9 protein-coding genes are annotated in these 12,685 nt (G+C 59.7%); 6 read left to right on the top strand and 3 right to left on the bottom strand.

What is annotated here, in order from left to right:
* Positions 1-43 precede the first annotated feature (43 nt).
* Positions 44-1,444, bottom strand: a complete 1,401-nt coding sequence (locus ACRRQW_RS06760; RefSeq protein ID WP_438480509.1) for an alpha-L-fucosidase — start codon at positions 1,442-1,444, stop codon at positions 44-46.
* A gap of 123 nt (positions 1,445-1,567) precedes the next feature.
* Positions 1,568-3,109, bottom strand: a complete 1,542-nt coding sequence (locus tag ACRRQW_RS06755; protein WP_438480508.1) for a sulfatase family protein — start codon at positions 3,107-3,109, stop codon at positions 1,568-1,570.
* A 179-nt stretch (positions 3,110-3,288) separates the two neighbouring features.
* Here ACRRQW_RS06755 and ACRRQW_RS06750 point away from each other — a divergent pair, with 179 nt between their 5' ends.
* Together ACRRQW_RS06750 and ACRRQW_RS06745 are read left to right on the top strand one after the other, a co-directional pair.
* Positions 3,289-5,673 carry a right-handed parallel beta-helix repeat-containing protein gene (locus ACRRQW_RS06750; RefSeq protein WP_438480507.1) on the top strand — a complete coding sequence of 795 codons (2,385 nt, stop codon included), beginning with the start codon at positions 3,289-3,291 and terminating at the stop codon, positions 5,671-5,673.
* Positions 5,674-5,691: 18 nt separating this feature from the next.
* Positions 5,692-6,585, top strand: a complete 894-nt coding sequence (locus ACRRQW_RS06745; protein ID WP_438480506.1) for an AraC family transcriptional regulator — start codon at positions 5,692-5,694, stop codon at positions 6,583-6,585.
* A gap of 146 nt (positions 6,586-6,731) precedes the next feature.
* On the opposite strand, the gene ACRRQW_RS06740 is transcribed toward ACRRQW_RS06745, so the two are convergent.
* Entirely contained in the window at positions 6,732-9,038 is a 2,307-nt protein-coding gene (locus tag ACRRQW_RS06740) for a TonB-dependent siderophore receptor (RefSeq protein ID WP_438480505.1), read from the bottom strand.
* Between the two features lie 121 nt (positions 9,039-9,159).
* On the opposite strand from ACRRQW_RS06740, the gene ACRRQW_RS06735 reads away from it, so the two are divergent.
* The 4 genes from ACRRQW_RS06735 to ACRRQW_RS06720 all read left to right on the top strand — a co-directional run bounded on the left by ACRRQW_RS06735 (position 9,160) and on the right by ACRRQW_RS06720 (position 12,560).
* Positions 9,160-10,197 carry a LacI family DNA-binding transcriptional regulator gene (locus ACRRQW_RS06735; RefSeq protein WP_438480504.1) on the top strand — a complete coding sequence of 346 codons (1,038 nt, stop codon included), beginning with the start codon at positions 9,160-9,162 and terminating at the stop codon, positions 10,195-10,197.
* A 172-nt stretch (positions 10,198-10,369) separates the two neighbouring features.
* Positions 10,370-11,035 (top strand): TonB family protein, encoded by a 666-nt coding sequence (locus tag ACRRQW_RS06730; RefSeq protein ID WP_438480503.1) that lies wholly within the window; start codon positions 10,370-10,372, stop codon positions 11,033-11,035.
* A 96-nt stretch (positions 11,036-11,131) separates the two neighbouring features.
* Positions 11,132-11,707 carry an RNA polymerase sigma factor gene (locus ACRRQW_RS06725; RefSeq protein WP_438480502.1) on the top strand — a complete coding sequence of 192 codons (576 nt, stop codon included), beginning with the start codon at positions 11,132-11,134 and terminating at the stop codon, positions 11,705-11,707.
* Positions 11,697-12,560, top strand: coding sequence for a FecR family protein (locus ACRRQW_RS06720; RefSeq protein ID WP_438480501.1), 864 nt, complete (start codon positions 11,697-11,699; stop codon positions 12,558-12,560). Before ACRRQW_RS06725 ends, ACRRQW_RS06720 begins: the two co-directional genes overlap by 11 nt.
* Positions 12,561-12,685: the final 125 nt, after the last annotated feature.

Here is a 12,685-nt window from a genome sequence, read left to right as displayed (position 1 = left end):
GTGAATAGGCCGGGCGACGCAAGGTTCAGCCCCGGCTGAAAACTCACTTCTCAAGGGTGTCGCCTTCGTATTCGATGACGACGACGCGGCCCGGGCCGTCGTTGATGAAGCGGGTGGGGTTGATCGAGCGAATGCCGTTCTTCTCCGTCACTTTGAGCGCGGTGCGTTTGCCGCCTTCTTCAAGGAGCGCGGCGGACTTGATCTTGTTTTTAAACTTCGGGAGCGCGAAGTAACCTTCCTGGCCGACGCGTTCCACGCGGAAGAGCGTGAAGTAAAGTTTGCCGGGCTTGGCGGTGCAGCGCCATTCGGTGAGATCGCCCCACACGGGATTCCCTTTCGCATCCTTGCGGCCCTCGAGGTAGCCGCCGAGTTCTTCGCCGAAGGGCGTGCGCGTGGTGCCGTAGATTGCTTCGCCGTAGGTCTTCAACCATGCGCCGACGACCCGGAGATTTTCGCCAGACGGGCTCGGGATGGTGCCGTCGGCTTTTGGCCCGATGTTGAGAAGGTAGTTGCCGCCCTTGGAAACGATATCCACGAGCTTGAAGATAATTTCGCCCGGGCGTTTCCAATCGTGGTCGTCGCTGCGGTAGCCCCACGTGTGATTGAGGGTGGCGGGAACCTCGAAGGCATCGTCGGTGAAATTTTTCGGGATGACGTTGTCGCCGGTGCTTTGATAATCGCCGACGGCGCCGAGGCGGCCGTCGATGAGCGTGTCGGGCTGCGTGGTGCGCACGATGTCGGTGAGACGCTTCGGGCGATCGCCGGTCATTATTTGCGGCGTATCGAACCACACGAGGCAGATCGGGCCGTAATTCGTGAGAAGTTCGCGCACCTGGGGCTCGGCTTTTTCGCGGAGGTAGTTGTCGTAGGCGCCGCTCTGGTCTTTCTCTTCGTTGCTCGGGAAGTCCCAGTTATTGTTGGTGCCGCCCGGCTCATACCAGTCCTGCGATTGCGAGTAATACACCCCGAAACGCAGGCCGCGCTTCGCGCAGGCGTCGGCGAGTTCTTTGATGATGTCGCGCTTGAACGGCGTGGCATCGACGACGTTATATTTACTCACTGCGGATTTAAAGAGCGCAAAGCCGTCGTGGTGCTTCGAGGTGATGACGACGTATTTCATGCCCGCGTCGGCGGCGAGTTGCGCGTAAGCGTCGGCGTCGAAATGGATCGGATTAAATTGTTTCGCGAGCTGCGCGTATTCGACGGCGGGGATGCGCATGCGGTTCATGATCCACTCGCCGATGCCGGGCGCGCGCTCGCCTTTCCAATAGCCCGCGGGAATCGAGTAGAGGCCCCAGTGGATGAACATGCCGTATTTGTCGTGCTTGAACCACTCGAGGCGCTTCGCCTTTGCCTCTGGACTTTCCGAATCAACCGCGGGAGCGGCAGGCAAATGCGATGCGAAGACGAAGAAAGATAACGCCGACAGCAGGAGTTTTTTCATAAAAGGGTCAGGGTGCGAGCGAGGTGAGAGGCGATGTTACCGGCTTTTTGTGACCGGCGAAATGGACATCGGTGCGAGAGGCAGGGAGATTGTGGAAACAACTAGGCAAAACGGACGCAGAATTTACCGGGCTGGGGTGGAAAATTCTTTCATCCACGCCAGTTCGAGCCAGTCGTTGCCGCCGGTGTTGGGTTGCGGCGCGCCCGGGGTGCTGCGGCCGGCGAGCACATGTTGTTTTAATTTCGCGTCGAGTGCGCGGACGATTTCCGGATGTTGCGCGAAGAGATTCGTGGTTTCAGCGGGATCTTTTTCCAGATCGAATAATTGAAACGGTGGCGATCCCGCTGGTGCCTTGCCTGGACGCGGATCGCTCCAACCGCCCAAATCCGGAGCGAGGCAAAGTTTCCATTTGCCCGAGCGAATCGCGAAAGAGCCGTTGATTGAATGATGCACGAGCGAGTCGCGGACTTGCGAGTGGGCGGCGGGATTTTTTAACACCGGAAGGAAACTCGCGCTGTCTTCGCCGGCGGTTGCGGGCAGCAATTGCGCCACAAGTTCGGCGCACGTCGCCATGAAGTCCACCTGGCAGACCAACGCGTCGCTGCGCGCGCCGGCGGGAATCTTTGCGGGCCAGCGGGCGATAAACGGCACGCGATGACCACCTTCGTAGAGATCGGCCTTGTGCCCGCGCGACCCGACTTGCGGATCATGTTTGAATTTCGCAAGGTCGGCGAGATTGGCTGCCGGGCTGCAGCCATTATCTGCGGTGAAAATAATCAGGGTGTTTTCGTCGAGACCAGCGGCTTTGAGTGCGCTGACGATCGCTCCCATGTCGTGATCGACTTGCACGCAAAAGTCTCCGTAAGGCGTCGTTTGAGTTTGGCCGGCAAATTTGCCGGTCGGCAGAATCGGCGTGTGCGGTGAGGCGAGCGCGAGGTAGATGAAGAATGGTTTTTGTTTGTTCTGCCGCGCGATGAACTCGGTCGCTGCGCGAATCAGGCGCGGCTGGACGTCGGCGTGCGCGAAGTCTTCGCTGATCGGGCCGGCGCGCCACATGGTCAGGCCTTGGTTGCCGGGCGCGGTGGTGTTGGGCGCGGCGACGACGCGATTGTCGCGCAGCCAGACGTAAGGCGGCATGTCGAGCGATGCACTGATGCCGAAAAAGTGATCGAACCCGCGCGCGGTCGGGCCGCCATCGAAGGGTTGGCGGTAGTCCACATCCTGATCGTTAGTGGCGTCGGCTTTTTTTGCCCACGCGAGACCGAGATGCCATTTGCCGAACATCGCGGTCGTGTAGCCTTTTCCCTTAAGCAGGGTGGCCACGCACAAGCGGTCGTCTTCGATCACCGGTGGAGAGAAACCATTGGCAACGCCTTTCTTTAATTCACTGCGCCACGCGTAGCGCCCAGTCATCACACTGTAACGCGATGGGGTGCACACGGCGGAGCTGCTGTGCGCGTCGGTGAAGAGCACCCCTTCCGCGGCGAGCTGATCGAGATGCGGAGTTTTCCAGGCCGCGTTCGGGTTGTAGGCGGAGACGTCGCCGCGGCCCATGTCGTCGGCGAGGATGAAAATAATGTTGGGACGCTCATCCGCAGTTTCCGCCGCGCAAATTGGAAACGTAGCGACGATGAAACCAACCAGAGCGGGCAGAAAATTTTTCATCTAACGGGGTATGATTCTCGCAAGCATACCATGCAGCAAGCACGGGCAGAATGGATAAAACTGGCAGAAGCTTGGATTATCTTAGCTAGGGGAGCGGGCATAAAGCTGAACATTCTTGCTTAACGAATATAGCGCGCGGCCCGTTGACGCTGGATCGTCGCGTCCGCAGCGATGAAGCGATGCGTTCGCTTTACCCCCAGGTGTTCGTGGCCTGCATGCTTTCAGTGACAGCGTTTGCGGCGACGACGTTTCATGTGGCGGTGGAAGGCAGCGATCACAACGACGGCGGAGTCAAAACGCCTTTCGCAACTTTGGCCCGCGCGCGGGGCGCGGTGCGGGACTCGCCGGCGCGAGGCAAGGAACCGATCACGGTCATCGTGGGCCGCGGCACTTATTATCTTTCGGAGCCATTGGTCTTTTCGCCGGAAGACTCGGGCACGGCAGTGGCGTCCGTGAGCTACGTGGCGGCTGAAGAAAACGCCGTCGTGCTGAGTGGAGGAGAACCGCTTTCGCTCGCGTGGGAAAAAAGCCCCGAGGGTGTATGGACAGCCGAGACGCCCGCTGGATTAAAAATCGATCAACTCTTTTTAAACGACACGCCGCTGCGGATGGCACGGTTTCCGAATTACGATGCGTCAATCGCAGTCTATAATGGTTACTCGAAAGATGCGTGGAGCGAGGCGCGTATCGCGCGCTGGGCGAATCCTGCGGGCGGCTTCATGCACGCAATTCACAAGGCGCGTTGGGGCGGATACCATTATCGAATCACGGGTAAAGATGCGACCGGCGGGTTAACTTATGAAGGCGGCTGGCAGAACAACCGCCAGATGGGAATGCACCCGGAATTTCGTTACGTGGAGGATATCCGCGAGGAACTCGATGCGCCCGGTGAGTGGTATCACGACGAAGCGGCGCGCCGGCTCTCTTTGATTCCGCCGGCGGGCGTCGATGTGACCACCGGAAAATGTGTGAGCGTGGCGTTGCGTGAACTGGTTTCATTTCGTGGTGAAGCCGGCGCGCCGGTGCGCGCGATTACGTTGCGGGGTTTTAAACTGAAGCACGTGGCGCGCACGTTCATGGACACGAGGGAGCCGTTGTTGCGCAGCGACTGGACGTTTTATCGCGGCGGCGCGGTGTTTCTTACGGGCGTGGAAGATTGCGGGTTGGAGGATCTGACGCTGGAGAGCGTCGGTGGGAACGGAATCGTCGTGAGCGGTTACGCGCGCGGCGTGGTCATCCGTGGCGCGCACATCGTCGAACCGGGCGCGAGCGGAGTGGCGTTTGTCGGTTGGTCGACGGCGGTGCGTGATCCGCTTTTCGAATACAAGGAGCGCACGAATTACTCCACGGTCGACCTGCGGCCCGGTCCGAAAACGGAAGACTATCCGCGTGACTGCGTGATCGAAGACAGTTTGATTCATGGCGTCGGTCGCGTGGAAAAGCAGGCCGCCGGCGTCGAGATCGCGATGGCGAGCCGCATCACGGTGCGCAGCTGTTCAATTTACGACACTTCCCGTGCGGGCATCAACATTGGCGACGGCACGTGGGGCGGGCACGTGATCGAGGGCTGCGATGTGTTCGACACGGTGCGCGAAACGAATGACCACGGAAGTTTCAACAGCTGGGGGCGCGACCGGTTTTGGGATTTTGATCCCGCGGTGATCAACGCGGAGGTCGCGCGTCGCCCCGAGTTGCCGACGTTGGATGCGAGGGAGAAAACGGTCATCCGCTCCTCGCGCTGGCGTTGCGATCACGGTTGGGACATCGATCTCGATGACGGGTCGAGTAACTACGAAATCTACAACAATCTCTGCCTGCGCGGCGGCATCAAGTTGCGCGAAGGCTACCACCGCGTGGTTGAAAATAATGTCCTGCTGAACTCCGGCCTGCATCCGCACGTGTGGCTGGAGCCGCCGAGCGATGTGTTTCGCCACAACATCGTGATGGCTCCGTATAAACCGGCGCGGATGAAAGCCGCGGCGTGGGGCCGCGACCTCGACCACAATTGGCTACACGTCGCGGGCGCGACGGAGGAATCGCCGGCGGTGGCGTTGCAAGAACAAGGAGGCCGTGATGCGCACTCGCGGGCAGGCGATGCGCGATTTGTGGATGCGGCGGCGGGAGATTTTCGAGTGCAGGACGGTTCCGGTGCGCGGGCGTTGGGCTTTAAAAATTTTCCGATGGATCAATTTGGCGTGCGCAAACCAAGTTTGCGGAAAATTGCGCGCCAACCGCAGATCCCGGCGATTGTTTCGCATGAGCCGGCAGACAATTTGGCCGCGGGACGTTTCGCGTGGCGTGGGGCCACAGTGCGCCCGGTGAGCGGCCTAACCGATATTTCCGCGCTCGGACTTTCGGCGGAAGCAGGCGCGGTTCTCGTCGAGGTGCCGACAAAGAGTGAAGCCGCCGCGGCGGGTCTGCGCGCAGGCGATGTGGTGGCGTCGGTGGACGGCCAGCTGGTGAAATCCGCGACGGATTTGCCGCGACTGGCACATGGAGCGTCGCACCGGCTCCGTGTAGTTCGCAACCAACAGGACTTGGAAATTATTTTCACCGCGCGCTAAGCAGACAATTTTCACCCCATGGTCTCACTCAATCGTTCCGCGCGCGCCGCCGATGTTCCGCTGCTGATTTCGCCGCAAGTCAGCGGCTCACGTTATGTTTTTACCGGCCTGAAAAAGCCGGCTGCGGGTTCCTATGCGCTCAGTTACGCGGGATTTGAAAAGTGCAATTCCGACTACTTGATCCAGCGAAACGGGTTTTCGTTTCACGTGCTCGAGCTGGTCACGAGCGGGCAGGGCAGTGTGACGATGAACGGCAAGACGTTCCCGTTGCGACCGGGCGTGGCGTATCTCTACACGACGGAAACGCAGCTCGAAATCAGCACGGATCCCAAACAGCCGATCACGAAATACTTTTTATGCTTCAGCGGGTCGGAGGTGTTGGCGCGATTTAAAAAAGCGGGAATTTTGCCCAATCAGACTCGTCAGCTCGCGCTATTTCCCGAGGTGCAAACGATCTTGGAAGACTTGCTCCGCGAGGGGCAGCACCAGCGCTGGATGATGCCATCAATCTGCGAGGCGCTGACCGAAGTCATGCTGCTCAAGATCGAGGATCTCACCCACCTCACGGCGAAAAGCAGTGACGAGGCCGAGCAGCAGTTTCTCCGCTGCAAAGGAATTATCGATAATCGCTGCGAGAATCTGGCGAACCTCGGTGAGATCGTGCAGGCGGCGCGCGTGGATGTCTCGCAATTGTGCCGGTTGTTCCGGCGCTATCAAGGTTCGAGCCCGTATCAGTATCTCCTGCGTCGCAAGATGACGTTGGCGGCGGAATACCTCATCGACTCGAACTGCCTGGTGAAGGAAGCCGCGCAACGCGTGGGCTTTGACGACCCGTATCATTTCTCGCGTTGCTTTAAAAAAATCCACGGCCTCGCGCCACGCGAGTTCCAGTCGTCGCTGCAGCGGGTGTGAAAGTATCTGAAGGTGGAACCCGAACTCCGGGCGGGTTTAAAGGAATTCGAATGCGTTAAAGTGGGCGGGATTCCTACAGCACTTGGCCAAAAAAAGAAGCCGGGCGCTTTGGCCCGGCTTCGTGAAACCAACGTAATCTTACGCGATCAAAATTGCAGCGTGTAGTTGCCGAAGATGCTGCGGCGATCGGCCTGCAGGCGGTTCGGGTTGAGATAATTTTCGTCGAACAAGTTGTTCACGTTCACGCCGATGCCGTGCTTGAAGCGACCGGTGTTTTGCAGCGCGTAGCGGACACCGATGTTGACCGTGGTGAATGCGGGCACTTTGACCATCCATTGATCGGTGGAGCGCAGGAATGTGCCGGCGGTGCCGGCCGTCGTGCTGTAAGTGTCGCCGGCGTTTGGCGCTTCGGTCGGCGTTTCGTCCTGATAGACGATACCGAGATTGGCGGAGAGGCCTTTCAACGCGCCGTTGCGGAAGGTGTATTTCGCAGTGAAACCACCGTTTTGCGGCGAGACGCGCGCGGCGGAGCGGCCGACCGATTGCGTCTGCGTGCCGAAGTCCGTGATCTGCGAATCCACATAACCGTAGCTGAGGGTGAAGCTGAGGTTGGCGGAAGCGTTGTAGGTCACGTCGACTTCGGCGCCTTGCACGAGCTGCGCGCCTTCGGGGCGGGATTCGAGCAGGCCAGTCGTCAAATTCAACTCCTGCGTAATGACGTTCTGGCGGTTGATGCGGAAACCACCGAGCGTGAAGTTGATTTTGCCATCCAGCAGCGTGCCTTTGATGCCATAGTCGATGCCGTCAGCGGTTTCACTCTTGTAGAGCGGGTTGATGAGCGCAGCGGTGATGAATTGTTGGTTTGGGAAAAACGATTCGCTGTAGTTGCCGTAAACGCGGAAGTTTTTCGCGCGGTCAAGGGCCCAGCTCGCACCGAAATTCGGTTTGAAGGCGTCGGTTTCAAATTCGTTGGTGGCGTTCGCGACGAAATCATGCAGGTCGTAATTTACTTTGTCGAAACGCGCGCCGGCAAACGTGAGCAGGCGGCCGTCGATGAAGCTCATCTGGTGGCGAAGCAACAGGCCGACGTTGATCGTGCGGTTCTTGTTTTTGCGCGATTGCGTGGAGCGGTTGAAATCGAACGGCGTGGAGAGATACGAAAGCGGAGCGGCGACGCCATCGAGTTCCGGCGTGACGGAAAAGCTGCGGAGCGGTGTCCAACCGGCAAGGTCGGTGCCGTTGATGCCCCAGGTCGGATCGTAGCGGTAGTAAGTGTTATAGTCGAACGTGAGGAGCGTCTTCACTTCGATGCGGCGATTCGCGAGGAAGTATTGCGCGAGCAAATCGGCTTGCGCGCCGCCGCCGTCTTCGAAAATGAAGCCGCGATTCGGAGTGGCACCGCGTTGCATGACGAGCGTGCGTTGATTCACCTGCGTGGCGGCGGTGTTCTGGTTAAACTCCCAGCGGCGGGCACGGTAGTAGTTACCGGAGACGCGGCTGCTGAAAATGGAGCTGAGCTTTTTCGAATACGTGCCGGTGAACGACGTGTTACCGCGGACGAGTTCGCTGATCGGGCCGAACTGCTGGATGTTCGCGAGGCCTTTGGCGAGGCCGACGATCTTGTCGTCGGTCGTGGCGGTCGTGTTCTGGTCGTTCAGGATGTAAGGCGCGACCGATTGCGGCGAGTTGGTGCGGCGGTTGAAGGTCTCCGCTTGGACGAGCAGCGTGCTGTCGTCGGCGAACGTGTGCTCGACGGCGACGTAGGACTCTTTGTTGCGGAGGCGCGTCATCGGAGTCTCGTAACCGCGTTCATAGAAGCCGAGCGTGGCGATGTAGGCGGTGTTGCCGAGGAAACCGATCGTGCCGTTGGCTTCGAAAGTCTCGCGGTTGGTGTCGTAGTCGCCGGCGCTGACGGAAAGTTTATAGCCTTCCTTCTTCTTCGGCTTTTTCGAAATCATGTTGAGCATGCCGCCCGGGGAAGTCTGGCCGTAGATCGCCGCGTTCGGGCCTTTGATGACCTCAATGCGGTCAACGTTCGAAGAACCATAGCGGCCGAGGCGGAAGAAGCCATCGCGGAGCTGATTGGTAGCGTTGAAACCGCGGAGATTGAAACCGCCGCCTTGATCGAGGCCGGTGAAGGAACCTATGTAAGCGACGTTGTCGTTGAGTTCGAAAAACGCGAAGTCTTCGAACATCTCGCTCGTGAGGACGTTCACGGAGTAGGGAAGATCTTTGATCTGCGTCGCGACACGCGAGCCGGTCATCGTTTCGGAGGCGATGTAACCGCGATTGGTTTCAGAGCGGACTTCGAACGGAGTCAGTTCGACGACGTCCTGTTTGTTGGTGGAAGCTGGAGCAGGGTCAGGCGCGGCAGTTTGAGCCAGGGCGCTCGAAGTGCCGAGCGCTGCGCACCACGCGAGTAAGCCGAGTTTACGGCGATTCATTGCGATCATAGTTACGGGGGGTTGAGGTGACTGTCCGCGCACGCTGCGCGCAGTCTGTTAGGGTGGCGACATATTGTGCTTGGCCCTTTTTGGCAGAAGTCTCCTGATACTTATATCCTTAATCAAATCCATGACTAGTCCGGTGACGATGAAGACCATCGCGGCGCAAGCGGGGGTCACGCAGGCCACGGTTTCGATGTGTCTCGCGAACAATCCCCGCATCCCCGCAGCCACGCGCGAACGCATTCATGGGATCGCGAAGGAACTCGGCTACCGGCCCAACCCATATGTGTCCGCGTTGATGCGCGTGCGCCGGCAGGGTCGCACGGTGACCGAGAAGCCGGTGATCGCGCTCGTGAATGGACTCGATCATCCGAACGGCTGGCGCGAGAGCGCGGCCCCGACGGTGCGGTTGATGTTAAAGGGCGCGCTGGAGCGGGCGGAATTGCGCGGCTATCGCGCGAAGGAATTCTGGCTGCATCAAAACGAGATGTCAGCGGAACGCTTCAGCGGGATGCTGTATGCGCGCGGGATTCATGGCCTCGTGCTCGGACCGCTCGCGGTGAACGCCGCGCTGCCGAATCTGAAATGGGAACACTTCGCCGCTGTCCGTCTGGCCGTTCCGCACACGGCGTTGACGATCACCACCGTGTGCAACGATCACTTTTTCTCCGCACTGCAAGTCGTGCGCGAGTGCCACAAGCTCGGCTACCGGCGTCCCGGGCTCGTGATCCTGAAGAATCACCGCGAGCGTTTTCTCGGACGCTGGGATGGCGGCGTGTATGCCGGCAGTGAATTGTTTCCGGGATTAAAACCAGTGCCGACGCTTCTGTTGGAAAATTGGGAAAGCCTGGAGCCGGTCGAAGGGTGGTTAAAACGCCACACGCCTGACGTGCTCATCACGCCGTCTGGCGAAGCGGTTTTGGCGCACGTCAAAAAACTCGGCTGCCGCGTGCCGCGCGACTTGGGCGTCGCGACGCTGGCGTGTTCGCAGCAGAACGGCGCCGTGAGCGGCATCTGGCAAAACGGCGCCTTAATCGGGGCGACCGCCGTCGACACGCTCATCAGCATGTTGGAACGCCACGAGCGCGGCCTCCCCGAACAAGCGCAAACCTTCATGATCGAAGGCGTCTGGAACGCCGGCAAAACGTTGCGCGCGGCGCCTTAAACCGCGCCTGACATCCTCGGTTTTCAAACCGAACATTAGCGCGGTGCGTTATAGGCGTGATCGCTCGCAGTCGGTCACGCCTCAATGCAGTCACGGGAAGCGACTGCTCACTTTTTTTCGCTAACACGCTTCGAGTTGCGTGAGAAAATGCCTCCGTCAATGCTCGGGTTTTATGCATCGGGCCGCATTTCTCCTGTTGGTGTTGGCGTTCACGGGTTGTGCCTCCGTGAGCCAGCGGGGCCTTGAGAATCCGCATATCGAAACGTCGTCGTTCTCTTATGATGCCGGCACCTACCGAGGCGAAGCGGAAGTTTACGTAGTCGCGGTGGTGAACGCACAGGGACAACTCGGAGACTGGCTGATCGCGGGCTCGAGCGACCCGGCAGCCGAGCCAGTCGCGGAACAGGTGTTGCGCATGCTCTATTTTCATCCGGCCCGCTGGCAGGGTGGGCGGCAGGCCGGTCCGCTGGGAATTTTGCTTTACCTTGCGGGCGGCCAGGGAGTGGCGGCCTCCACGGTGGCGGACGCTCTGAGTGTTTCGATGACGCCGCGCCCGACGGATCGGATGGTGCGAATTTTTCAGCTGGAACAGTTGGATGCGACGCCGGTTTTGCTTAAACACGTGCCCCCCGCGCGCGTGGAAGGACGCGGGGCGGTGACCCTGCAATTTTGGGTCGATGAGTCGGGTGCGGTGCGGCTCCCTTCTGTGGTTGCCGGGTTCGATGACGGGCTCTCACGCGCGGCACTTGATGCCGTGAGCCAGTGGAAATTTTCCGCGCCGCTGAAAGCTGGCCGGCCGGTGACGGCGTTATTTCGACAACAGTTCGAATTTCGGTAGCACTGGATTCACCAAGCCGGTGGCGCTGGGCAAAATTAACCAAATGCGCGGGTCGTAGCGCAACGCGGATGGCGCACGGTCTGCTCATTCTCTTCTGTGATCTCGCCCTCTGCCAACGAAGCTTCTGCGGAAGTTGATACCAGCCACACCAAGTGGTTTGAGCAGGAGGTGCACCTTCACGATAACCAGCTGAAGGCTTACTTGCGTGGCGCGTTTCCGTCCGTGCGCGATGTCGAGGACGTTGTGCAGGAGTCGTATCTGCGCATCTGGAAGGCCAAGCTCGACCGCCCGATTGCTTCGACCAAATCGTTTCTCTTTCAAGTCGCGCGGCATCTCGCGCTCGATTTGCTGCGTCGAAATCGCGTGGTGACGGTGGAGGATTTGCGGGATTTGCCGGCCGAGTCAGTCATGGAAGATAGACCCGATGCGGCTCAGATTCTTAGTTACCATGAAAAAATTTCCTTCGTCGCCGCCGCACTGGCCGAGTTGCCGCCGCGCTGTCGCGAGATTTTTGTGCTGCGAAAATTCAAAGGCGTTTCCCAAAAGGAACTGGCGGCGCAGTTTTCCATTTCCGAACGCACCGTGGAGAGTCAGATTACCCGCGGCATGAGACTGCTTGATAAAAAACTCCGCCAGCGCGGGCTCGATGGATTCTCCGTGGATGAACGCTGAATCTTCACGTGCAGGGCGCGGCCCGGCCACCGTCCATCCAGCCGACTGGGTCACTCAATCCGGCGCGGTGGACGATGTGCTGCGCGCGCTGGACGCTGATCTGGCGACTCGCCGACGTCGCCGGAAATCGATCGCGATTACCGGCGTGGCAATGGTTGCACTGGTGGCAGGCCTTTTCGTCGGCGTGCCTTACGTGCAGGATACGTCGGTGAGGACCACGCAAGTGGCGCGCCGGGAAAGTGTGGAGCTGGCCGACGGTTCGCGCGCGGAGTTGAACGCCCGCACGATTGCGCGCACCGATTTTCGTTATGGGCGCCGGGTGGTGCGGCTTGAGCAGGGCGAGGCTTTTTTCTCCGTGGTCAAGGACAGCGCGCATCCCTTCATCGTCGGCACTCCGCACGGCGAGGTGCGGGTGACCGGCACGCAGTTTAACGTGCGGCTGACGGCCGAGCAAGGGGTGGAAGTCACGTTGTTCGAGGGCGCGGTGACCTTTGCGGCGAAAGCGAGCGAGACGTCCGGCCCGGTGTCCACTGCGTTGCAACCCGGACAACAGGTCGCGATTGAGGGCGGGCGTGTAATCGTGCGCACCTTACCGGATGATCGGCTCGACAGCACGCAAGCGTGGCGCAACGGCCGGGCGGTGTTTAATGGCGAGACGCTGAAGCAGGCGGCGCAACGTTTTGCCGAGTATCACGGCGTCGTGATCGAAGTTTCTTCGGAAGTCGCGGCGTTGCGGCTCGGCGGGAGTTATCCGCTCGACGAGTTGAGCGGGTTTCTCGATGCGATCACGCGGACGCAGCCGGTGCGTTTGTTCAAGCAGGCGGAAAACGCTTATCGGTTCGGGCCGCGCTAGAGCCGTTTAAGTTGACCATGGCTGTTCGGGACTGCGTGCGGCTTTGCGTGAAGTGGCAGGTTTTCTGCAAGGCGTGGCTCATGCAGCGTCGCACAAAAATAAAATTGCAGATCGGTTTGCGGGAT

Source organism: Oleiharenicola lentus (genome assembly GCF_051660365.1).
In the GTDB taxonomy this organism is placed as follows: Bacteria; Verrucomicrobiota; Verrucomicrobiia; order Opitutales; family Opitutaceae; genus Lacunisphaera; species Lacunisphaera lenta_A.
The sequence above is the reverse complement of the archived record's forward strand: the minus strand, read 5'-3'. Positions and strand labels throughout refer to the sequence as shown.

What these genes read in the sequence shown, in the direction of transcription:
- ACRRQW_RS06760 (WP_438480509.1), bottom strand. Translation starts at nt 1,444, where the DNA reads ATGAAAAAACTCCTGCTGTCGGCGTTATCTTTCTTCGTCTTCGCATCG.
- ACRRQW_RS06755 (WP_438480508.1), bottom strand. Translation starts at nt 3,109, where the DNA reads ATGAAAAATTTTCTGCCCGCTCTGGTTGGTTTCATCGTCGCTACGTTT.
- ACRRQW_RS06750 (WP_438480507.1), top strand. Translation starts at nt 3,289, where the DNA reads ATGCGTTCGCTTTACCCCCAGGTGTTCGTGGCCTGCATGCTTTCAGTG.
- ACRRQW_RS06745 (WP_438480506.1), top strand. Translation starts at nt 5,692, where the DNA reads ATGGTCTCACTCAATCGTTCCGCGCGCGCCGCCGATGTTCCGCTGCTG.
- ACRRQW_RS06740 (WP_438480505.1), bottom strand. Translation starts at nt 9,038, where the DNA reads ATGATCGCAATGAATCGCCGTAAACTCGGCTTACTCGCGTGGTGCGCA.
- ACRRQW_RS06735 (WP_438480504.1), top strand. Translation starts at nt 9,160, where the DNA reads ATGACTAGTCCGGTGACGATGAAGACCATCGCGGCGCAAGCGGGGGTC.
- ACRRQW_RS06730 (WP_438480503.1), top strand. Translation starts at nt 10,370, where the DNA reads ATGCATCGGGCCGCATTTCTCCTGTTGGTGTTGGCGTTCACGGGTTGT.
- ACRRQW_RS06720 (WP_438480501.1), top strand. Translation starts at nt 11,697, where the DNA reads ATGAACGCTGAATCTTCACGTGCAGGGCGCGGCCCGGCCACCGTCCAT.